This window comes from Thalassospira profundimaris (genome assembly GCF_003326795.1).
GTDB classification, from domain to species: Bacteria; Pseudomonadota; Alphaproteobacteria; order Rhodospirillales; family Thalassospiraceae; genus Thalassospira; species Thalassospira profundimaris_C.
Genome location: NZ_JPWI01000021.1, coordinates 25,979 through 46,855, shown reverse-complemented (window position 1 = coordinate 46,855; position 20,877 = coordinate 25,979). Strand labels below are relative to the sequence as shown.

Below are 20,877 nucleotides of genomic sequence, written 5' to 3'. Positions count from 1 at the left end.
ATGAAATTAACCTGACGGACCAGCTACCCGAGTTGTCATAACTCGGGGTTATGAGGCCGTCTGTTGGTCCTGAACTAAGTCAAATTCAAGAGAAAATTGTTTCTGGACAATTGGATAGTCAGGTTTTGGGTTGCCCGCTCAAAAAAAAATGAAAAAAACACAGCCAGTTTTTCTGGCTACTCCCGTGTGACTTTGTATCAGCCCTTTTCCGGGGCGTGTTGGCAGGTATGTCAACAGAGAAGTCCACATAGGAGAATGACAAATGGCGAGCATCAACACAAATATGTCGGCCACCCTTGCGGTGTCGAATCTCAACAAGACCACTGATGAGATGACGTCTGTCCTGACAGCAATGTCGAGTGGTAAATCGATCAACTCTGCATCTGACGATGCAGCGGGCCTTGCGGTTTATACTGCAATGTCGGTTGACTATGCTGCTTGGGAACAGGCTGGTGATAACGCTGAGGTTGCAACGGCAATCCTTGAAACTGCCGACGGTGGTTTGTCGGAAATCGCGGATATTCTCGAACGCATGTATGAATTGGCATCGCAGGCGTCATCGGGTTCGGTTACCGATACAGAGCGCGCTTATCTTGATGACGAATACACGGAATTGATGAGCCAGATTGATTCCATCGTAGCGTCGACGACCTATTTCGATACCTCGCTTCTGGATGGCACGTATGATGAAAGCTTCACCGTGTCTGCTGACTCTGCTGCGGCTGCCATTGATGTGACGCTTTCCCAGGCATTTGACACCACCGGCCTTGCGGTTGCCACCGGGGTTGACACATCGGCCAACGCAACTACTGCGCTTGGCGAGATCGAAGCTGCAATTGAACTGGTTTCTGCCGGTCGTGCATCTGTCGGCGCGTTGATGTCCCGTTTTGATTACGCCGCGGGCAATATCGAAACGGCGCAGACCAACCTCGAATCAGCAATGAGCGTTTATATGGACGCAGATATTGCCCAGCTCAGTGCGGATCAGACCGAACTGGGCGTGAAGATGGATTCTGCCATTCAGGCCTTGTCAGTATCCAATGAGAATCTCGAGAAGCTTTCGCGTCTGCTGAGCTAACTCGTGACAGGGCCATCCGGTGTTTGAGAGCCCCCGGATGGCCCTGAACTTTTTAACGGATGAAAAAGGGAGGAGCACATGTCGACCATCAATTCTGCAACGTCGTCGAGTTATGCCTCTTCATCCTATGTTTCCGGCCTGACCGATCTTGATACCGCCGAGCTGGTTCAGGATGCCTATGATGCCAAGATGGAGGTCGCCGACACTGTCGAGACCGAAATCGATGAAGTCGAACTTGAAATTGCCGCCTTTGAAGATCTTCAGACTCTGCTTGAGGCGCTGGAAGATGCCGCCGAGGAACTGACCGCGCAGACCGAACTTGACAGTTCGCGCGATGATGTCTGGGTCGGCAAGTCTGCCTATCTTTCGTCATCTGATGCCAATATCGACGCATCAGATGTTGTCGGCGTTCTGGTCGATGATACCGCCGCTACCGGCAGTTATGCCATTGAAATAACACAGCTTGCATCCGCCCACAAACTGGGCGGTGACACCACCACAGACAGCACGACAGCGATGTCGCTTAGCGGGACGATCAGTCTGGTTGCCGGTGACGATTATGAAGCAGTCAATATCGAGATTTCCGCTGACATGTCGCTTGATGATATTGCAGACGCCATCAATGATCAGAAATCGACAACCGGGGTGAGCGCAAGCGTCCTTCAGATTTCCGACGACGAATATATGCTGGTTCTGTCCGCGGTTGATACCGGACAGGAAATCACATTTGATATCGATGGCGCCGATACGACCCTTGCACAGGCCCTTGGTTTTATTGGAGCCGACGGTTCCTATTCCAATGAACTGGTGGCGGCAGATCAGGCGATCTTTTCGATTGATGGCGTCGTAGTTACGCGCAGCAGCAATACGGTCGATGACGTTATTGATGGCGTGACGCTGTATCTCTATGCCGAGGAAGCAGACACCGAGATCAAGCTGGAAATCGATGAGGATGCCAGTTCGGCCTATAGCGCGATTGAGGCCTTTGTTGATGCCTATAACGAATTGCGCAGCTTCATCATTACCAACCAGGCTTATGAAGCCGGCGAAGGAGCCGATGAGGACGCAGTTCTTTTCGGTGACAGACTTTTAAGTTCAGTATCCTCAGACGTTTATGACGTTCTGGGCTTTACCAGTGGCAGTGATACCTATGCATCACTGGCGTCAATTGGCATCACACTTGATGAAAGCAACTATCTGGTCATTGACGAAGAGGCGCTCGAAGAAGCCCTTGTGTCGGACTTTGACGCGGTTGCCGATCTGTTTTCCTATTCCGGATCAACGGATTCAGACGAGCTTCTGGTTTCCGAGGCAGACGGTTCTTATGCCGGAACCTTTACGATTGATATTGTCACGGATGCCGACGGCAATATCACATCGGCCAGTGTCAATGGTGATGACAGCCTGTTTACCATCAGTGACAACAAACTGGTCGGGGTTAAAGGCAGCACCTATGAGGGCGTGACACTGTTCTTTGGCGGCGACACATCGCAAAGCGTTGAAGTCACGATTACCAGCGGCCTTGCCTATGATCTGGCCACGTCGCTGGACAAGTATACCGACAGCTCGGAGGGCTTGATCGCCAATCGTCTTGAGCGTCTGGAAGAGCAGGTTGGTAATCTTGAGGACGAGGTTGAGGAGATCACCACGGATGCCGAGGAATACGCGGCCAAATTGACGGAACGCTATTCTGCAATCGAAACCAAGCTCTATCAGCTGCAGCTTTTGCGTGAACAACTTGAAGCCTTGTGGGGTGATGATGACTAATAATACAGCAATGGCGTCGCAGCAGGCATACCGTTTTGCCGGGGCAAGTGCCCAGTATAACAACGCTTTGCGCACGACTTCACCCGTCGCAATGATGACAATTGCAATCACGCGAACCCGTCAGCATTTGCGCGCGGCACTCAAATATCGCGGCGAAAATAAATTCGACCTGGAAAGCCGGGAAAAAGCGATTGTCGTAACACGACTGAAAGCGTTGCAGGCTTGTGTCGCCCCGAGAACGGCGCCGGAACTTTCACGAGATCTCTTTGCCTTTTACGCCAGAATGATTAAATTGCTTGCACGTAATCGCAGGGACGCTTCCATGGAGGAACGTTACGAGGTCGTTGACCGCAACCTGCAAGAACTTGCGCGCGAATGGGAAAAATTCTCGAAAGTCGATCCAGGCAGGACTGTTCAGGCCCAATCAGGGCAGACGATGATCGGAACAGTGTTGTGAGGGGCATTTGAGTGTAGGTCTTCGCGGAGCAGTGTCGACAAGCTCTGATACGTCAGAGATCGTATCAGCCAATGAAGTTCTGAACGATCTGGACGATAACAGCCTTGTTGCGCGTATGGTTCAGGGCGAAAAGCGCGCCTATCGCGTGATCGTCGAGCGCTATTATCGCGGCATTATCGGGATTGCCCGACGTATGGGGCTGACCGGTGGTGACGCCGAAGATGTGGCACAGGATGTTTTTGTTCGTGTGTGGCTGCATCGGGATAAATGGCGGGCGGATGGCGGGGCAACCTTTAAAACATGGTTGTACCGGGTTGCCATGAACCGGGTGATCGACATCAAACGCAAACCGCAATTTGTAGATGGTGCCGAACTTGATGAAGTTCCTGACGGGGCGATGTCGGCGGTAGATCGACTGGCCCAGCATCAGGAATTCAAACGGTTGCGGGCGGCAATAAAAAAATTATCGGACCAACAACAAATTGCCATTAATTTGTTTTATGACCGTGAATTGTCCAATCAGGAAGCTGCCTCTATTATGGGAGTTTCGGTCAATGCTATGGAATCTCTGCTGAAACGAGCCCGAAAGCGCTTGCGTGAAGAGTTGAAAACGGTCTGATATACGATTAGTTTTACGTTCTGTTCGAACAGGTATGTTCGTCCTATGAAAAAGCGGTGTGCTGTGACAATCGAACGTTTCGAAGAATTATTGGATCAGTATGGTTGGGACTTGGCGTCCTGGCCTGAGGCATTGCGTCGCGATGCAAACGTTCTGATCGCACAGGATGCGCAGGCAGCAGAATTGCTGCGTTCGCTGCGCTCTGTCGAAGATTTCCTTGCGGATGATCCGTTGCCGATGGGCAAGCACAAGGCGATTGATGACATCTTTGCCGCGATTGAAGCAGAAGAAAACAAGCAACTTGATGCCAGTGTAGCGGCATCCGCCGCCGAAAGCCTGTCGAGTTTGGCCATTGATAACCGGCCGAGATCACGGGCCCATCTCGCAATGACAAGTGCCGCGCCAACAGGTGAAAGCCCGGTACGCAAAACCTATCCAACCCAATTTGCGAAATCGCCGGTTCATTCGGCACTCACCTTGGATAGCGCAAAATATAGCGGACGTGCCAATGGTGCCTTGCATATTGTCGGTCGTCGGATGTTTTCCGGTGTTGGAATGGCCGTATGTGTGCTGGCCGGATTTGTATTTGGCGTGATGATGACGGTACAGGAGGGTCAGCACGTGACCGCCCAGGCTGGCGAAATCGAGCTTCTTGATCTTGTTGAAAACCACCTGTATGCGGTTGACCCGATGACTGCGAATCAAGGCTCAGGCCAAAGCAAAAACCAAGGGGTAGTGCCCCCCGGATTTTCCGAAATCCGTCCTGCGCAAGGGGAACAACCGCAATGAGCTTTGAGTTTCATCGCGTGTCGACCATGCGAAGGTTGATGTGGGCTTCGCTTGCCTTGAACCTGTTTCTGGTTGGCGCGCTTGTCGGCAACATGGTCAGCGGTTTTCAGATGTTCCATTCCTTTATGCCACCGCCCCCGCCGCAAGGTTTTGATGATGAGCCGCCAGGAATAAGAATGCTCAAAAACGTGCGCAGTCGTCTGAGTGATGAGGGCAAAGCCATTTTTGATGCCGAGTTTACCGACGTCATTGAAGATATCCGCAGTCGTCCAAGCCCGCGTCTTCTGACAGAACAACTCCGTCATACACTTGCTCGCCCAGACGCATCAGAGGCAGATATCCACGCGACCTATATAGCACTTCAGGACGCAATCGGAGAAGACTTGCGTACTGTTCTGGGGCATATGGCAAATGCGGCAGTCAAACTATCGCCGGAAGACCGCAGACAAATGGTCTTTATAGCTCCGGGAGATGTGCCGCCGCCACGCCACTAGGCAACCATCAAGAAATTAGGGGATGCATCAGCATCCCCTTTTTTATTTCAAGACAACTGGAACTTTCTGCGCCAGTTTTCGCCAACACCCCCGTGCAAAGAACATAGAAGCCTTAAACATGTTCTTTCCTGGAGTTGGTGATGAGTTTCCTCAGCGGCCTGACATATGACAGCCTGACGTCCTCTACCAGCACGTCGAGCAGCAGCGCATCGTCATCGACAACGAGCGACAGCTCGACCTATGAAACCTATATGACGTTGCTTTTGACGACGCTTGAAAATCAGGATCCGACCGACCCTGAAGACGTGTCGGACATCACCGATCAGTTGGCAACGTTTGAGCAGCTTGAACTGGCGGAACAAAACAACACGCTTCTGTCCAACCTTTCAGAGTCGCTTTCGGCCCTGCAGGGGGTTGTCGATGACAGTGCTGCTCAGGCTTATCTTGGGACGGATGTTGTGGCACTGGGCGATACGGCTCCGCTCGAGAACGGTGAAGCCGAGTGGTACTACGTTCTTGAAGACGATGCGACGAGCGTAACTGTCACGGTGACCGACGAAGACGGGAATGTTGTCTATGAGACAACCGAAACCGGTTCAGAAGGCAGCAACAATTTCATCTGGGATGGCACCTCTGATGCCGGTGAAACCCTGACGTCGGGGACATACACCCTGTCCGTCAGCGCGGTGGATTCAGTTGGCAATTCCGTTGATTCCGAAATCCTGATGACCGGGGTGGTGTCGGCACTCGACCTGACCGGTGACGAAGCCGTCCTGTATGTGAACGGGGTCGATGTTTCGATCTCGGACGTGCAGGGCACGCAAACAGTTTCCTGAAACAAAGGATAAAAACCATGAGCTTGAGTAGCGCACTGAATTCCGCCGTTTTGGGTCTGAATGCACAATCAACTTCGCTTGGCATTATATCGGGCAACATCGCAAACAGCGAGACGGTCGGTTACAAGGATAGCACTGCGTCATTTTCATCACTGGTGACCACGCCGGGTTCGACCACCCAAGGCTATTCCAACGGTGTGACCACATCAACCCTGACCAATATTTCGGCTCAGGGTCTGCTTGAAGCGGATGATACGGCCACCAGCCTTGCAATTTCAGGTGATGGCTATTTCGTCGTGACAGATGGAAATGGTGACACCTATTACACGCGTGCGGGTGATTTCTCGGCTGATTCCGACGGGAACCTTGTGAACAGTTCAGGCTACTATCTGATGGGCTATGCGCTTAATTCTGATGGTGATCCTGAAACCGGGACTGTGCCGACCAGCACATCCGCACTTACCACGATCAATCTGGAAAACCTGACCGGGACTGCGGAGGCCACAACCGAGACCTCGATTGTGGCGAACCTCCCGGCGGATGCCGCGGTGGGTGATACCTTCTCAATTGATGTTGAAGTCTTTGACAGTCTGGGCACCAGTCACACTGTCACTTACGAGTTCACTAAAACGGCAGCCAACGAGTGGGAACTTGATTACTCAGATCCGGTTTTGACATCGGATGGAACGACAACAACCGGTACGTCATCGGGTGGCCCCCTGACCATTACTTTTAACTCGGATGGCGAACTTGCATCCATCGAGGACGCTGGCGGTACGGATGTTACTGACAGTGCTACCCTGACCATTACCGGCTGGACAACCGGCGCATCTGATAGCTCGATCGTGACCGGTCTGGGGACGGCTGGTGACAATGACGGTTTGCAGCAATATGCGTCAGACGACAACGATGGCGAGATGACGCTTTATTCCGTCGATCAGAATGGATCGAACTATTCCGAGATTTCTGAAATTTCGATCTCTGACGACGGTGTTGTTTCGGTGACCTATGACAATGGTGTCAGCGAACCGGTCTATCAGATCGTTCTGGCCGATTTTGCCAATGCTGACGGGCTGACTGCCTATAGCGACACCGTTTACAAGGAAAGCAACACTTCGGGTACCTATGTCCTGAAAACACCGGGTGATGGCGGTACCGGAACGATTGCCGATTACTCGCTTGAAAGCTCGACTGTCGATACAACGACCCAGTTTTCAAAAATGATTGTCGCACAGCAGGCCTATTCGGCGGCCGCACAGGTCATTTCGACCACCAGCGACATGTACGACACCCTAATTTCATCGGTGAACTAAGGCGAGGCTGACATGAATGTACTGACTGCAACCACTCCGTCGGAACTGGCGGTGCCGCGGGATGATGACAAGATCAGAGACATCGTGGATCGCCTGATCAACCTTCTGGATGTGGAATGGCGCATCCTTGATCAGGCGCAATATGATCTGTTGCCTGATATCACGTTCGAGAAAAACGTTCTCGAAGAAGAACTCCATGCCGAACTCTCCCTTCAGCGCAAAGCCAAGGCCGGGATGCCCCATGCCGGTTTTATCGTCGATTTTGAAATGGTCAAAACCCTGCGCGAAAAGCTTGATCGCAACAATGTGCGCCTTAAGGCAAAACGCGAAGCGTGCCTGAAACGCATTCGTGCCGGTTGGGCGGCAACGGCGGCGGACGGATCAACATCCTATAACCGGCGTGGCGATCTGCGTGGCAAGGCGAAACAGAAGATCCTTAGCATGAAGATTTAACGCAGTGATCCTTCTGCACGTTTTTTCATCCGATCAGATCCGATAGGTCAAACCCATGTCGATCCGTGCTGCTCAATCTTCTGCGCTCAGTGCCTTGCAGACCAGCCAGGCCGGGATCAGTGTGTCTTCGGAAAACATCGCTAATGCGTCAGTCGAAGGTTACACCGCAAAGTCTATTAGTCTTGCCAGCAGTGTAACTACCGGATCGGCTACAGGCGTGACCGTGACATCGGTCGGGTCGACCGTTGATAGCTATCTGTTAAAATCAATCAGCGAAGCTGCATCGGAAAGTGGTTATGCTGCGGTCTTCAGTGACCCGCTGGGCATGGTTGCGACCCAGTTCGGAGATGTGGGCGATGATGGGGCGATATCGACCCTGATTACAGACCTTGAAACCGCGATTGCGGCATTGGCCGTGAGTTCGGATAGCCAGTCAGCAAAATCGACCACGCTGAGCGAAGCCAATGCGATTGCAGAGGAGCTGAACAACCTGTCACAATCAGTACAGGATCAGCGCGCAAGTGCAGATCAGTCGATTGAAGATACGATTGATCAGATCAACGATCTTCTTAATGAAATTCAGTCCTATAACAATCAACTGAGCGGGACGGACGGTACCACACTTTCGACCAGCGAACTTCAGGACGCCCGCACACAGGCAGTCAACGAGCTCTCTGCTCATGTGGATATCAGTTACTACACCGATTCCTCGAATACGACCCAGATTTATATCGGCGGGACGCTGGTGGTTGGCAGTCAGGCGCAGGAGCTGTCCTATAACGCGGTGGGAACGGTTACTGCCGATACGACTTTTGCCGACGTCACGGTCAATGGCCAATCGGTGATGGACAGTATTTCCGGCGGGACACTGGGTGGCTTGATTGAACTGCGTGATGAAACCCTGCCCGACATTCAGGAGGAACTTGATAACCTTGCGACCACCCTGATGGACAGCATCAATGCGGTGACCAATCTGGGTACTGCCTATCCGGCACCCAGCGAACTGGTCAGCTCGGTTGAAACGGATTTGACCGATGCGTTTTCCGGTACCGGAACTGTCAGGCTTGCTGCAATCGACAAAGACGGCAAAGCGGTCGAAGTAGTCGAGATTGATCTTTCGACCATTACCAGCGTGCAGGACCTTGTGGATGCGATCAATGGATCGACCTATCTGACGGCGTCGATTGGCAGTGATGGCACCCTTAAGATTGCGACATCCGATGATGATTACGGTGTTTCGATCATCAATATGGATGCCAGTGTCGGTACCGACGAACAGGGTTTTTCCGATTATTTCGGCCTGAATGATATGTTTACCGGAACGGATGCCGGCAATATTTCGGTCAATTCTGCCTGGCTTGCCGACACCAGCAAATTGCCGGTTGGAACAGGTTCTGATCAGGCATTGCTTGCGGTGGGTGACAGCGTGATCTCGTCGGGAAGTTCCGATATTGCCGGATCCCTTGCCGCATTATTTGACGAAAATATCAGCTTTGATGCCGCGGGTGATCTTGGATCAACCAAGACCACCTTATCTGACTACGCTGCCGAAATTCTGTCAGACGTGGCCCAGCAGGCATCAAGTGCGGAAACCGAGGCCAGTGTTGCCAGCAGCGCCTATGCCGAACTGGTCGAAAGCTTTTCCAACCAATATGGCGTGAACACCGACGAAGAGGCGCTCACGCTGAGCAATCTTGAAAGTGCCTATGAGGCCGCCGCAGCGATTCTGGAAATTACCCAGTCGTTGATGGACACATTGCTTGAAGCGGTCAGGTAAGGGATCAAAGAAATGCGCGTTTCCACAGCCGCGATGCAGCAAAACATGCTTAGCCAAATCCGTTCGGTTCAGTCACAACTGGCCGAAGCAACCGATCAATCAAGTTCCGGCTTGAAGGCGGATTCCTATGCCGGGGTAGCCGACAATTCCTATGTCATTGCCACGCTGAGTGCGGAAATTTCCGAAGCGTCGGCCTATGCCGGTATCGCCGAGGAAATTCAGGGGCGTGTCGAGGTTTACTATTCGACCCTAAATGACATGGTAGATGTTCTGACCGACATGACTGCCGATATTTCTGCTGGCCTGAGTACCGGTACGGAGAACTCATATGGCATCGCACAGTCCGCTGCAGCCGCCTTGGAAACCTTCGCATCCTTGCTAAATACAGAGTATGAAGGACGCTACATATATGCTGGTTCGGCAACTGATAGCGAACCTGTTGACGTTAGTGCTGCGACCTATCCCGCCAAAACAAGTCCGACAACGTCAGATACGTCATATTACTCCGGTAATAATGATATCGCGTCAGCAAAAGTTGCGGATGGTACGACAGTTGAGTACGGCATAGCGGCAGATAATGAAACATTTGAGAATGCTTTGCGTGCTCTCAACCTTGCGGCATATGCCTCTACCGATCCAGTTGACGAAGTGTCATTGCAGGAGGCTTCCGAACTTCTGGAAGCAGCCGTTGCAGGGATCGCAGAGCTGCAAAATCAGGTTTCCTATACCCAGGACAAGCTGGAAAATATCATCGACATGCATACCGATTTTCAGCTTACAGCTGAATCCACTGTCAGCAATCTGACAGATGTAGATATTGCCGAGGCAGTCGTTAGACTTGAAACACTGTCGATGCAGCTCGAAGCATCCTACTCTGTGACAGCGCAGATGACTGATCTGTCATTGTTTGATTATTTGCGTTAGAGCGTTTTCTGCTCTGAGCTCATTTGTGAGCTAACCGTATTGTTGAGCAGGAATCTCAATTAGATCATTGACTAGGTAGATTGTTATTTCGCTGCTATTGCGCCATGTAAGGGCAGCGTCAACCTATCAAGCGATTTAAAATTTTGTCAGCTTGTGTGTCAATTGATGTCAACTTATCTGGCAATCGGAAATGCCAATTGGTTGATTTCTCTGCATGTCGAATGTCATCTTTTGTGGCACGTGACAGCTGTGTTTACAGAGCGTATTCACTGCTCCATTGCCTCTCATTCTTCCCACATGAAATTAACCTGACGGACCAGCCACCCGAATTGTCATAATTCGGGGTTGGGGCGTGCAATTTCGTCCGGATGTGTTTTGGGTTGATCAAGCTGGAGCCGGAGCCGGAGCCGGAGCAGAAAAACTGCGACCTGATGTGAAGATCAGATCGCAGTTTTGCGGGGGTATTGCAAAATTCTTTGGAGAAGCAATGCTGCCTCAGGCTGCGCCTTTTGCTTCTTGCCAGCTAAAACGTCTCACTCCGATCACTGAACGTGATCCTGGATTGCGAGTATGTTTTTCTCAATGCCTGCGGCGGAGAACAATCTGTCCCGGCTTGCTTCGAGGTTTTTACGAAGGCTTGCCAGATCAGCGCCAACCAGTTTGCCTTGCCACTTCCGGATCTTGCCTGCAACCATGACGGTGTCAACGTTGCTGCGCTCCATCAATGTAACAACGGCGCCGGCTGCATTGTTCAGTGGCGCAACGTTGAGGGCATTGGCATCAAGCATGATGATGTCAGCCTCCTTGCCAGGTTTCAGGCTGCCAATGCGGTGATCAAGTTTTAGCCCTTTTGCCCCGCCCATGGTTGCGTGATAGAGCGTGTCCATACACTGAAGAAGGTCCGGATATTCTTTGCCAGACAGCGCCATGTCGTTGGCAAACATTCGTTGCAACGTAATCATTGAGCGCATCTGGGTGAAGAAGTCGGCTGTCATGGTGCATTCAACATCGGTCGACAACGAGATGTCCATGCCAAGGTCAAGCGCCTGCTGAATTGGTGGCGTTCCATGGCGCATATGCATTTCAATGGGCACTGACAACGAGACGTGCGATCCGGCATCTGCAGCAACCTTCCATGCATAATCGGACATCCCTGTCATATGAATGAAGATGTTGTCCGGTCCGAACCATCCATCTTTGGCAAGGGTGTCGAAGGTTTCCTGCATGCCGAAAGTGCCCACAACATGCAAGGCAATCGGAAGACCAAGATCACGGCCGATTTTCCAAGCTTCCTCGTAACCGGGCAGATAGATTTCGCCGCCCATCACCATGGTGGTTAACTGGTCGTCAGAATTGAAGTACTGATCCCTGATACGTTTGGCATCCCGGGGATATTGTGCACGATCACCCCACCCCTCGAAATATCCGAAAACACCCCGTCGACCCGCGGCCTGAAGGCCCTCGATCGCTGCATCGGAATGTTCGGGGCTGTGATGGATCTGGCTAACATCCATTACAGTGGTCACACCGGCATCAAGCTGTGCGAGGCCACCAAACAACTCATTGATGAAAACATCTTCCGGTTGGTAATGCATCGAGAAGTTTTGAAGGATGGTTTCGTAGTAGTTGGATTTGTTGACCGGTCGTCCGTCATTCATCAGTACGGCGTGGGCCAGCTGCCCGCGCAAAGCCGTTTCAAATTGATGGTGATGCGTATCGACAAATCCCGGCATGACAATTTTCCCGGATGCATCAATGACTTCTGCATCCGGTGCATCAATCTCGTTGTCAACGGCAATGATTTTGGAGCCTTCGATCAAAATCGAACCGGAGACAAAGTTGCCGGTCTCTTCATCCATACTAAGGATAACAGCGTTCCTGATCAGAACCTGACGTTCTTTTTCTCCGGCACCGCGTGGCAGCGGATCAAGCGGGGGCGTACTTCGGTCAAAGTCAAAATTCAAGGGGCATGGTTCAGCGGCTGGTTTATTCACACACAGTCTGCACATAACATTTCCTTCCCGATATTTTTGTATTGGTCGAAGTTTCCCCGGCTGATCTGCTGGCGCGCAGCATCCTGGTTACGCGTTATTGTCTGGCGCCATCACGAAGTCATACTCGATGACGGCATCGGGTTTGCGCGCAAGATCGAAACTGGAAAGGTCAACCTTTGATGCCGGAACCACTTTGCCGATCAAGGATTTGCGGACACCGAAGACCGCGTCGTTTCCAAGATATTCGGTGTTTTCGAAGAAGACCTCGGTGGTCACGGTGTGCATGCCCGGATGGCGGATAATGTAGTGGAGATGTGCCGCGCGCCATGCGTGACGATTTCCCGCACGGAGCAACTCGCCAACCGGACCGTCATAAGGAACTGTGTAGGGTTTTGGCAAAACCGTCGTGTAGTAATAGCGGCCCTCTGAGTCTGTTTTCAGCTTGGCCCGCAGGTCGTATTTGTCCTGACCGTGTTCTTGTTCCTGAATCGGATAGGTTCCGGATGCATCCGCCTGCCAGGTGTCGATGACTGCCCCTGATAAGGGGTGATGGAGAATGTCAGTGACCTTGCCATGGACCAGAACGATGGCGCCGCTGCGATCGCCTGCAATGTCACAGCCAAGCGGCATGTTTTCTGCATCATCAAGATAGAACGGGCCAAGGTTGGAGCCCTCGGTTGCGCCGCCACGGGTATTGAGCATATCGACCAAAGCCGAGAAGCCAAGCACGTCGGACAGAAGAATGAATTCCTGGCGTTCTGGCGTTGAGATTTTCCCGCAGTCATACAGGAACGTAAGAACTTTCATCCACTCATCGTGGGTGATGTTCATTTCGCGTGTGTAGTCATGCAGGTGTTCGATCAAACCATGAAGTAACTGTTCAAAGCGACTGCCCGGCTCGGTCTTGAATGAGTCCTTTACGGCCTCGGTGATATTGAACTGGTTCACATCTGACATTTTTCTCTCCCTGAAAGCCGTCTCATTGCTTGTGAATGCAAAGGCCTTCGATAATTTGTTCTACAGAGTTTCTGCTGAAACGATATGGCACCCAAATTCTTCGTCAAGGGAAAATAATTTCGCATTACGAAAATCTGCCATTTGCTTCGGGTGGTATTTCTTGCGATAAAGTCCGCATGTGTTTTGACAGGCACAGGGGTGACTGGTTTACGAATTCAGCCGGGAAAGGAAGGCCACCAGGCCTTCCGTCGCAAAATCAAGGACGGCCTGATCTTCAAACGTTCCCTCGATCAGTTTCTTTGGTGCCGCAGGCACAACAATTTCCTGCCAGGGAAATACTTCTGCAAGCATCCCGTTGAGGATGTATTTCAGGTGGCCTTGCGCCCGTACCCCGCCAAGTGCACCGCCGGAAACGGAAAGAACGAAAACCGGTTTACCCTTGAACACGGACTGGTAGGCAGGTCGTGAAGCCCAGTCGATGGCATTCTTTAAAACCCCGGGGATACTGAAATTATATTCCGGTGTTGCGATTACCACACCATCGGCCGTTGCAATTGCATCGACAAGGTTCCGGATCTCCTCGTTCATTGCCCGGTCGGCGTTGTAGTGTGGCAGCGCCCCAATGTCTGCATAGGTCACATCCGTCACGGCGGGGACAGATTTTATCCTCTGCTCAAGTGCGCGAAGCAAAGCAGTAGAGGAAGAATCCTGTCTCAAGCTTCCGGAGATAAAAAGCAGTTGGGTCATTGTGTGTAATCCTGTGGTCGTTGAAGTTGCTCGAAAGCAAACCGGTGTCAGAGGCGTGCAAGCCAGGTCGAGATTTCCGGAATGGCAGCAAGTACAAACAGTGATGCCACCATCGCCAGAAAGAACGGGGTCGAGCCCCGGAATATCTCGCCAACTTTCAAATCGTTTTGTCTCAGGGCGGTTTTGATCGTGTAGACCGAAAGTCCAAATGGTGGCGTCAGCAAACCGATCTCGACGGCGACAACCGTCAGAATGCCAAACCAGATCAGGTCAAATCCCGCCTCGGTTGCAACCGGGATTGCGATTGGCAGAACGATCAACATGATCGAAATCGAATCAATCAGGCAGCCGAGCAGAATGACCAGTAAAAGGAACAGGGCAAGGAAGCCGTAAGGACCAATTGGCCCAGACAACATCCAGTCTGCCAGCAGGGATGGCAGCCCGGACATGGCCAGCATTCGGCTAAAGAAGGTTGCTGCCATGATCAGGAACAGAACCGACACGGTGATCTGCCCGGCCTCGACCAGAAGATCCCAAAAGATTTTTCCTGAAAGGGTACGACGCAGCAGTGCAATGACAAGTGCGCCGCATGCCCCGACAGCGCCGGCTTCGGTCGGATTAAGGAAGCCGCCATATAATCCGCCAAGGACAAGAACCATCAGGCACAGGATCGGCAAAATGCGTTTTGCCACGCCGCTGGCACCCCAGGCTGTGTCCTGTGCCGAGAAACTGGAACCTTCGGCATTCTCAAAGACAAACGACTTCTTTGTGAAGGCCAGGATCAGGATGGTCAGGGAGAACATAACCGCCAGCAGAAGCCCCGGCCCGATGCCCGCAAGGAACATCCTTCCGACAGATTCTTCTGCAAGGACCGCATAGACGATCAACAACAGGGATGGCGGGATCAGCATGCCAAGAACGGAGCTGCCGGCGACCACGCCAGTTGCAAACTTTCGTGTATACCCGTGACGGGCCATTTCAGGCACCGCAACCCGGGAGAAAACAGATGCCGAGGCGATAGATACCCCCGTGATAGAGGCAAAGACCGCATTGGCAAATACAGTCGCAATTCCCAGTCCGCCAAGAACCCTTTTAAGCATCCTCTCAAACACGTCGAATGTATCTTTGCCGATACCAGAAACTGTGACCAGTAACCCCATCAGCACAAACAGCGGTACAACCGCAAACAGGTATTCGCGCAGACTGTCATTGGCGACGGAGCCAATCATTCGATAGGCGACAATGTCGTTACGGATAAAGCTGACTCCGACAAAGGAGACAAGCAGCATTCCCACGCCAATCGGCATGCCCAGGCAAATGAGAAAAATGAGTGCAGCAATGGCAATGAGACCGATCTCGACGCCTGTCATGACGCTTCTCCTTTGCCGGCCTGAAGGCCGTTTCGGACATTTGTTACTGATTGAATAAAGAACTGGAGTGCAGCAACAGAGATGCCGACAAGGATCAGCAGGCGAAACGGCCAGGTCGGCAGGGTTGCGACACCGACAATGCCGATAAATTCGGCTTTGGACAGATCCTTGATGAAGATGTCCCATGTTGACATCGCCATGATAGAGCACATTACACCTGCGACGATGTCGAACAGCGCAATCAGCAATGCAGCTCCACCCGGATGAAATATATTGAGTATGTGATCAATGAATTCTGTACGCGAAAGGCGCGCATGACGCACCGTCGTGCCAAGCTGCAGGAACACAATCATCACCAGAGTAAGAGCGCCGAGCTCTGATACCAGTGGCAGTGAAGACCCCAGCAGATTGCGCGCGACAACGTCGCTACAAATGATGAGCATCAGCACACCAATCATAATCGTCCCCAGAACGGCAATGCCATCCACCACAAGGGTCCAGAGGCGTGCTATCGTGTTTGTCATATTTTCCTCCTCCAGCAATGCAGGGACCGCGTCTTAACAGTCCCTGACATTGTGGATTATTCGGTCTCTCTGTTTTTATTGGGCGTCCCAGTCGCGTGCCGGTTCTTCGCCACGATCGCGCAAGCCCTGCATGTATGCGGACAGCATTTCACGGGCGGGCAATCCGCGCGCCTTACCTGCTTCGACCCATTCACCGGCAATATCGGGAAGGTTGTCGACCCACTGTTGGCGCTGGTCTTCCGGCATGACCGTAAGCGTGACGGGCGGGGTCTGGTTTGCACCCAATTCGATGATTTTGTTGAGCGCAAGCTCGTGACGTTCCATCAGGTCCTGGGCATGTGCTTTCGAATAGAAGTCTCCGGCAGCAAGCAGGGCATTTTGAACTTCCTCAGGCAGTCCGTCCCAGCTGTCCCGGTTAATTGCCAATCCACCCGAGAAAACCACACCCGCATTTACACGCGTGATATAGGGCGCGACTTCATAGATTTTTGTCGGCAGAACACCGAGTGCGAGGGACAGAACGCCGTCTGATACACCGGTCTGAATATCGGTGTAGAACGTGGTGAGTGCGCCATCAACTGCGTTGGCATTGACGCCGCGCAACCATGTTCCAAGGACGCCAGGTGCAGAGATCTTCATTCCGTCAAGGGTCGCAAGATCGTTGATCGGCTCTTTGGTGTAGAGGTCATAGCTGTCCGCACCGGTCGCACCGAGGAATACAAGATTGTATTGTTCCCACTCTTCACGGAATGCCGGAACCTTGTCAAAAAGGTCGGTCATCGTATTGAGCTGGGCGGGGACATTATTGGTGGAGAAGGGCGTATATCCGGTCACCTGACTAAGCGGCATTTTCGCGCCTTCAAGGTATGAAAATACCCAGCCGATATCGGTAATACCCTGTTCAACCGACGTTAGCGTCGCATTGGCTTTGTAAAGCTGGCCGCCAAACGCTTCGTTCCAGTCGATTTTGTAGTTCCCGCTTTCAGCAAGGATACGGTCGGTTTCCTTCATGAAATGGGTCTGGATCATGCCAATCCACGGGATTACGGTCGGGTGACTGGATGCCACCGTAAGCGGAACGGTTTCCTGCGCATTCGAGACAGTCGTAAATACGATGGACGAGAGCGTCATCGCCCCGGCCACTTTCAGTGCGTTAAACATGCCTTTCATAGTTTTCCTCCCTTTATGGTTATGTCTGGCAATGTAGTTCCGGCAGGCCGGTCACAGATGACAGGTTTGCCCATCCCCCGATTAAACGAGGGAAAAAGTCTGGCTGGACATGTCCAGCTTCACCGTGAGGCGACCTTCATTGATCATCCAGGGGCGAATGCGAAAACGTCTTGCGCCGCGCTGATGCATCGGATCACGCTTTGCAATCTCGGTCGCGTGTTTGAGGTTCTCTGCGCGGATCACGACCATGCCTTCGCCGGCCCACCTGGTTTCATCATCCGTCCAAAGCGGACCCGCGGACCAAAGGATGCCTTCATTTTCCAGGGACATCTGAAATGCAAGATGGTCTTCGAGATTTTCCATCACCGGATCCATGCCATTGACCGGTTCGGTAAAAACAACAAAAAGCTGTTTTTGCAGCATGGCGCTGCTTGCGGCCTCGACATCTGCGCGCAGGAGGGCATCCTGCTCTGCTGCTTCAGTCATGTGTTGCCTCCTCTGATTGGGCGTTCTGTTATTGCGTTTTCCCGTTCTGTGCGGGATTAGCTGTTTTTCAGTTCAGCGCGAATTGCGTCCCCGTGCTCGTCAAGGACGGGTGGCGGCAGAACATCAAGATCGGGTGTTCGATTGAAGTTGTAGGGGGCGCGGACAGTTGTGAAGTTGCCCATTGTCGGATGGGTGGCTGAGACCGACAGATTTAGATGAATGGCCTGCGGGTCATCAAGGGCTTCGTCTGCGTCATAGGCTGGTGAATGCGGAACTTCATTGTCACGCAGCTGATCGCACCAGAAATCACGTTCCCGGCCTTTGAATACAGGTGTGAAGACGTCGATCAGGTCATCCTGATGAGCAATGCGCGCCATTCGATCGCTGAAGCGCGGATCGTCATTGAGCTGTTCCATTCCGGTTGCAGCAAGCAACCCGTCCCAGAACTTGGTTGGCGATGACAGGTGGATTGCAACCCATTTCCCGTCGGCGCATTCAAAGGTGTAGGACTGTGAGACGACTGGGCGTGACAGCGGCCCCATAACCTCGCCTTCACTGAAATAGTGGGTGAAGCTATCAAGGTTGAAATGGCTCATTGCTTCGAGCATCGAGATATCAAGGCGCGCACCATCTACGCCAGGCTTGCGGGCCAAAAGTGCCGCGAGAATACCCAGGGAGGCATATTGCCCCGTGATGGCATCGGCAATCGCCGGACCAATGACGCGCGGGTTTTTGGGCGGTGTTACCAGACGTAAAAAGCCACTGGCAGCCTGTGCGACAGTATCGAATGCAGGGCGGTCGCGTGCCGGGCCATCTTGCCCAAACCCCGAAATCGCACAATAGATCAGGCCCGGGTTGCGTTTGCGCAAAGCGTCTTCACCGGCACCAAGTTTTTCAGCAACGCCCGGGCGGAAGTTCTGAATGAAAACATCAGCGCTTTCGATCAGTTTATAGAATGTCTCCAGATCATCTGGTGTTCTGGTATCAAGCGCGATTGAGCGTTTGTTGCGGTTATAGGTCTGGAAATGTGGTGAATACAGCCCGCCCTTGAAAGCGCGGAACGGATCGCCGGTTTCCGGCCTTTCGACCTTGATGACATCAGCCCCCAGGTCTGCAAGATGCATGCTTGCTGCCGGACCGGTGATATAGGTTCCCATTTCGACGACACGGATGTGTTCCAGCATCTTTGCCATGCTATTTTGTCTCCTGCTTGGCTGCCGGTGATGGGCCGTCATAAGAAATGGCAAGGTCGGCGTGATGCGACATTACAAAGCCGATTGACCGGGCGGATTCTTCAAACAGATGAGCCGCGAGGCCTGCTGTGCGCGCCAGCAACGGCACGGCCTTCATCGCCTCGGCTGGCCAGCCTGCGTCAAGCATGCAGGCCGGAATGGCCCCGGACACGTTGATCGGCAGTGGACGGCCCATCACATCGGGCGCGATTGCTGCAATTGTTCTGAGTGTTTTGATGTGATCGCCAACCAAACCGTACTCTTCTGCAAGTGCCAGCAATTTGTTTGCGCGTGGATCGCCAGAACTGTGCTGCGGATGGCCAAGGCCCGGTACTTTTTTGCGTGCACTCTTTAGTTCATTCAGGCTCGAGGTCGCAGCAGTTTCGATTGTCTGACCCGGCTCTTTGCTGTCTGCGAGAACCGAAACGATATAGTTGCCCGCGATCTCGGAGCTTCCGGCAACCACACTGCCCATACCAAGAATTCCGGCGGCCATTGCGCCCTGCCATGCTTCCGGGGCAGCGGCCAATGTCATTCTTGCCGCCTGAACGCTTGGGACCAGTCCGTGTTCGGCGATCGCGATGAGGCAGGCATTCATCATCGCCTTTTGAAACTGATTTGGTTGTTCACCGGTCACCAGCAGCCAGAAATATTCTGTGAGGTCGACGTTCCCGATCAGCTCATCACACAGATCGAAGCCACGAACAGTGATGCTGTCTGCATCTGAGGTGGCAATCGCTGTGAATGGCTGGTCTTGCTTACCTATTCTCATTTTGGTAGCCTTTTCGTATAGCGAAAATTATTTCTCACAGCGAAGATAACGTGGTAAACAATTCAGAGTCAAGAGCGAGAGCTCAAGACCAACTGCAATGTGTTTTCGCTAGCCGAAAAATTTGATAGATACGTGAGTGCGCTGACATGGCCCGCAAGAGGCCAGGCCCGCCGAAATGATGGCAACATATGCTCAGGTTGGAACAGGAGAATTGTATGACTGACGAAGTCGAACGGCCATCAGAGTTTGTCGAGGCTCTTGCAAAGGGACTTGCTGTTCTCGAGAGCTTTGATGCCAACCACAATGAGATGACACTCAGCGAAATCGCGCGACGCGTTGACCTGTCTCCGGCAGCAGCACGGCGCAGTCTGATCACGTTGTCGCATCTTGGCTATGTCGGTCAGACAAACAAGCGCTTCCATCTGCGCCCCAAGGTCATGAGCCTGGGTTCCGCTTTCTATTTCTCGGCGCATATCGACGAAATGCTGCAGCATGAATTGCGCCATATTGTCGAGACATTTGGCGATGCGTCATCGGTAGCCACGCTTGATGGATTTGATGTGATTTATATCGCTCATTTCTCGACACAGCGGGCGCGACGGGCTTCTGCGGTTGTCGGTGCACGATACCCGGCACATGCAACTTCAATGGGCAGGGTGCTGCTGGCTGGTATGGAGCCAGACAAGTTCGAGACGTGGCTTGCGGAAATGACCCCCGTGGCTTTGACCAGCAAGACAGTTATCGACAAGGAAGCGCTGCGCGATGCAATAGAGAAGGTCCGCGAACAAGCCTGGTCGACAACTGTAGACCAGCTTGATTACGGCATCACTGCCTTGTCAGTTCCAATCCGGGGCAGTAGTGGGCGTACTATCGCGGCTCTTAATTCATCGGGATATTCTGGCATGGTGACTGCCGACCAGCTTGTCGAAGAGCGACTTCAAGAATTGCGCCTGGCGGCATCGCGCATTTCGCAGTCTCTGTACAAGAACCCGATTTTCGAAGCAATTATTGGCGCTTGAGCACTTAGGGGCTTGAGCATTAGGGGAAGGGATCGGCAAAGCTTCCCGGCTTGGCCGCACTGCGATTGTGCGGTTATGCGCCAGCATGCCCGGTGCACG

General features: G+C 52.6%; 21 protein-coding genes. 12 read left to right on the top strand and 9 right to left on the bottom strand.

What is annotated here, in order from left to right:
* Positions 1-262 precede the first annotated feature (262 nt).
* The 11 genes from TH30_RS21390 to TH30_RS21340 all read left to right on the top strand — a co-directional run bounded on the left by TH30_RS21390 (position 263) and on the right by TH30_RS21340 (position 10,507).
* Positions 263-1,078 carry a flagellin gene (locus TH30_RS21390; RefSeq protein WP_114100120.1) on the top strand — a complete coding sequence of 272 codons (816 nt, stop codon included), beginning with the start codon at positions 263-265 and terminating at the stop codon, positions 1,076-1,078.
* Positions 1,079-1,156: 78 nt separating this feature from the next.
* Positions 1,157-2,845: a flagellar filament capping protein FliD gene (gene fliD / locus TH30_RS21385; protein ID WP_114100119.1), complete on the top strand. Its 1,689-nt coding sequence runs from the start codon at positions 1,157-1,159 to the stop codon at positions 2,843-2,845.
* Complete coding sequence (locus TH30_RS21380; RefSeq protein ID WP_147252114.1) at positions 2,808-3,302, top strand: flagellar protein FliS; 495 nt, start codon at positions 2,808-2,810, stop codon at positions 3,300-3,302. The genes fliD and TH30_RS21380 overlap by 38 nt, the downstream gene beginning before the upstream one ends.
* Before the next feature lie 7 nt (positions 3,303-3,309).
* Positions 3,310-3,921, top strand: a complete 612-nt coding sequence (locus TH30_RS21375; RefSeq protein ID WP_147252112.1) for a sigma-70 family RNA polymerase sigma factor — start codon at positions 3,310-3,312, stop codon at positions 3,919-3,921.
* A gap of 63 nt (positions 3,922-3,984) precedes the next feature.
* Complete coding sequence (locus TH30_RS21370; protein ID WP_147252110.1) at positions 3,985-4,710, top strand: hypothetical protein; 726 nt, start codon at positions 3,985-3,987, stop codon at positions 4,708-4,710.
* A complete protein-coding gene (locus tag TH30_RS21365; protein WP_114100115.1) occupies positions 4,707-5,204 on the top strand; it encodes a periplasmic heavy metal sensor in 498 nt (165 codons plus the stop codon). The genes TH30_RS21370 and TH30_RS21365 overlap by 4 nt, the downstream gene beginning before the upstream one ends.
* Positions 5,205-5,344: 140 nt before the next feature.
* Positions 5,345-6,040, top strand: coding sequence for a flagellar hook assembly protein FlgD (locus TH30_RS21360; RefSeq protein WP_114100114.1), 696 nt, complete (start codon positions 5,345-5,347; stop codon positions 6,038-6,040).
* Positions 6,041-6,057: 17 nt separating this feature from the next.
* On the top strand, positions 6,058-7,353 hold the full coding sequence (gene flgE, locus TH30_RS21355) for a flagellar hook protein FlgE (protein ID WP_114100113.1): 1,296 nt from the start codon (positions 6,058-6,060) through the stop codon (positions 7,351-7,353).
* A gap of 12 nt (positions 7,354-7,365) precedes the next feature.
* A complete protein-coding gene (locus tag TH30_RS21350) occupies positions 7,366-7,806 on the top strand; it encodes a hypothetical protein (protein WP_114100112.1) in 441 nt (146 codons plus the stop codon).
* 55 nt (positions 7,807-7,861) lie between these two features.
* The gene (gene flgK / locus TH30_RS21345) at positions 7,862-9,583 is read left to right on the top strand and encodes a flagellar hook-associated protein FlgK (RefSeq protein ID WP_114100111.1); all 1,722 of its coding nucleotides are present in this window, start codon (positions 7,862-7,864) and stop codon (positions 9,581-9,583) included.
* Between the two features lie 12 nt (positions 9,584-9,595).
* Positions 9,596-10,507 carry a flagellin gene (locus tag TH30_RS21340; RefSeq protein WP_114100110.1) on the top strand — a complete coding sequence of 304 codons (912 nt, stop codon included), beginning with the start codon at positions 9,596-9,598 and terminating at the stop codon, positions 10,505-10,507.
* A 542-nt stretch (positions 10,508-11,049) separates the two neighbouring features.
* On the opposite strand, the gene TH30_RS21335 is transcribed toward TH30_RS21340, so the two are convergent.
* From TH30_RS21335 to TH30_RS21295, 9 genes are all read right to left on the bottom strand, one after another.
* Positions 11,050-12,471, bottom strand: a complete 1,422-nt coding sequence (locus TH30_RS21335; RefSeq protein ID WP_220150355.1) for an amidohydrolase family protein — start codon at positions 12,469-12,471, stop codon at positions 11,050-11,052.
* A 117-nt stretch (positions 12,472-12,588) separates the two neighbouring features.
* Positions 12,589-13,458, bottom strand: coding sequence for a dioxygenase family protein (locus TH30_RS21330; RefSeq protein ID WP_114100108.1), 870 nt, complete (start codon positions 13,456-13,458; stop codon positions 12,589-12,591).
* Positions 13,459-13,665: 207 nt separating this feature from the next.
* A complete protein-coding gene (locus TH30_RS21325) occupies positions 13,666-14,205 on the bottom strand; it encodes an NADPH-dependent FMN reductase (RefSeq protein ID WP_114100107.1) in 540 nt (179 codons plus the stop codon).
* A gap of 47 nt (positions 14,206-14,252) precedes the next feature.
* On the bottom strand, positions 14,253-15,575 hold the full coding sequence (locus TH30_RS21320) for a TRAP transporter large permease (RefSeq protein ID WP_114100106.1): 1,323 nt from the start codon (positions 15,573-15,575) through the stop codon (positions 14,253-14,255).
* Positions 15,572-16,099: a TRAP transporter small permease subunit gene (locus TH30_RS21315; RefSeq protein WP_114100105.1), complete on the bottom strand. Its 528-nt coding sequence runs from the start codon at positions 16,097-16,099 to the stop codon at positions 15,572-15,574. Before TH30_RS21315 ends, TH30_RS21320 begins: the two co-directional genes overlap by 4 nt.
* 75 nt (positions 16,100-16,174) lie before the next feature.
* Positions 16,175-17,269 carry a C4-dicarboxylate TRAP transporter substrate-binding protein gene (locus TH30_RS21310; protein ID WP_114100104.1) on the bottom strand — a complete coding sequence of 365 codons (1,095 nt, stop codon included), beginning with the start codon at positions 17,267-17,269 and terminating at the stop codon, positions 16,175-16,177.
* Positions 17,270-17,350: 81 nt separating this feature from the next.
* Positions 17,351-17,755, bottom strand: coding sequence for a YciI family protein (locus TH30_RS21305; protein WP_114100103.1), 405 nt, complete (start codon positions 17,753-17,755; stop codon positions 17,351-17,353).
* Positions 17,756-17,811: 56 nt separating this feature from the next.
* Positions 17,812-18,948 (bottom strand): CaiB/BaiF CoA transferase family protein, encoded by a 1,137-nt coding sequence (locus tag TH30_RS21300; protein ID WP_114100102.1) that lies wholly within the window; start codon positions 18,946-18,948, stop codon positions 17,812-17,814.
* Position 18,949: 1 nt separating this feature from the next.
* Complete coding sequence (locus TH30_RS21295) at positions 18,950-19,759, bottom strand: citryl-CoA lyase (protein WP_114100101.1); 810 nt, start codon at positions 19,757-19,759, stop codon at positions 18,950-18,952.
* A 215-nt stretch (positions 19,760-19,974) separates the two neighbouring features.
* Between TH30_RS21295 and TH30_RS21290 the strand changes: the two genes are divergently transcribed.
* Positions 19,975-20,778 carry an IclR family transcriptional regulator domain-containing protein gene (locus TH30_RS21290; protein ID WP_114100100.1) on the top strand — a complete coding sequence of 268 codons (804 nt, stop codon included), beginning with the start codon at positions 19,975-19,977 and terminating at the stop codon, positions 20,776-20,778.
* Positions 20,779-20,877 lie beyond the last annotated feature (99 nt).

Bases quoted from the DNA above. Each gene is read 5' to 3' on its own strand.
- TH30_RS21320 (WP_114100106.1), bottom strand. From the start codon at position 15,575: ATGACAGGCGTCGAGATCGGTCTCATTGCCATTGCTGCACTCATTTTT.
- TH30_RS21330 (WP_114100108.1), bottom strand. From the start codon at position 13,458: ATGTCAGATGTGAACCAGTTCAATATCACCGAGGCCGTAAAGGACTCA.
- TH30_RS21325 (WP_114100107.1), bottom strand. From the start codon at position 14,205: ATGACCCAACTGCTTTTTATCTCCGGAAGCTTGAGACAGGATTCTTCC.
- TH30_RS21315 (WP_114100105.1), bottom strand. From the start codon at position 16,099: ATGACAAACACGATAGCACGCCTCTGGACCCTTGTGGTGGATGGCATT.
- flgK (WP_114100111.1), top strand. From the start codon at position 7,862: ATGTCGATCCGTGCTGCTCAATCTTCTGCGCTCAGTGCCTTGCAGACC.
- TH30_RS21390 (WP_114100120.1), top strand. From the start codon at position 263: ATGGCGAGCATCAACACAAATATGTCGGCCACCCTTGCGGTGTCGAAT.
- TH30_RS21360 (WP_114100114.1), top strand. From the start codon at position 5,345: ATGAGTTTCCTCAGCGGCCTGACATATGACAGCCTGACGTCCTCTACC.
- TH30_RS21365 (WP_114100115.1), top strand. From the start codon at position 4,707: ATGAGCTTTGAGTTTCATCGCGTGTCGACCATGCGAAGGTTGATGTGG.
- TH30_RS21295 (WP_114100101.1), bottom strand. From the start codon at position 19,759: ATGAGAATAGGTAAGCAAGACCAGCCATTCACAGCGATTGCCACCTCA.
- TH30_RS21290 (WP_114100100.1), top strand. From the start codon at position 19,975: ATGACTGACGAAGTCGAACGGCCATCAGAGTTTGTCGAGGCTCTTGCA.
- flgE (WP_114100113.1), top strand. From the start codon at position 6,058: ATGAGCTTGAGTAGCGCACTGAATTCCGCCGTTTTGGGTCTGAATGCA.
- TH30_RS21310 (WP_114100104.1), bottom strand. From the start codon at position 17,269: ATGAAAGGCATGTTTAACGCACTGAAAGTGGCCGGGGCGATGACGCTC.
- TH30_RS21300 (WP_114100102.1), bottom strand. From the start codon at position 18,948: ATGGCAAAGATGCTGGAACACATCCGTGTCGTCGAAATGGGAACCTAT.
- TH30_RS21340 (WP_114100110.1), top strand. From the start codon at position 9,596: ATGCGCGTTTCCACAGCCGCGATGCAGCAAAACATGCTTAGCCAAATC.
- TH30_RS21350 (WP_114100112.1), top strand. From the start codon at position 7,366: ATGAATGTACTGACTGCAACCACTCCGTCGGAACTGGCGGTGCCGCGG.
- TH30_RS21305 (WP_114100103.1), bottom strand. From the start codon at position 17,755: ATGACTGAAGCAGCAGAGCAGGATGCCCTCCTGCGCGCAGATGTCGAG.
- fliD (WP_114100119.1), top strand. From the start codon at position 1,157: ATGTCGACCATCAATTCTGCAACGTCGTCGAGTTATGCCTCTTCATCC.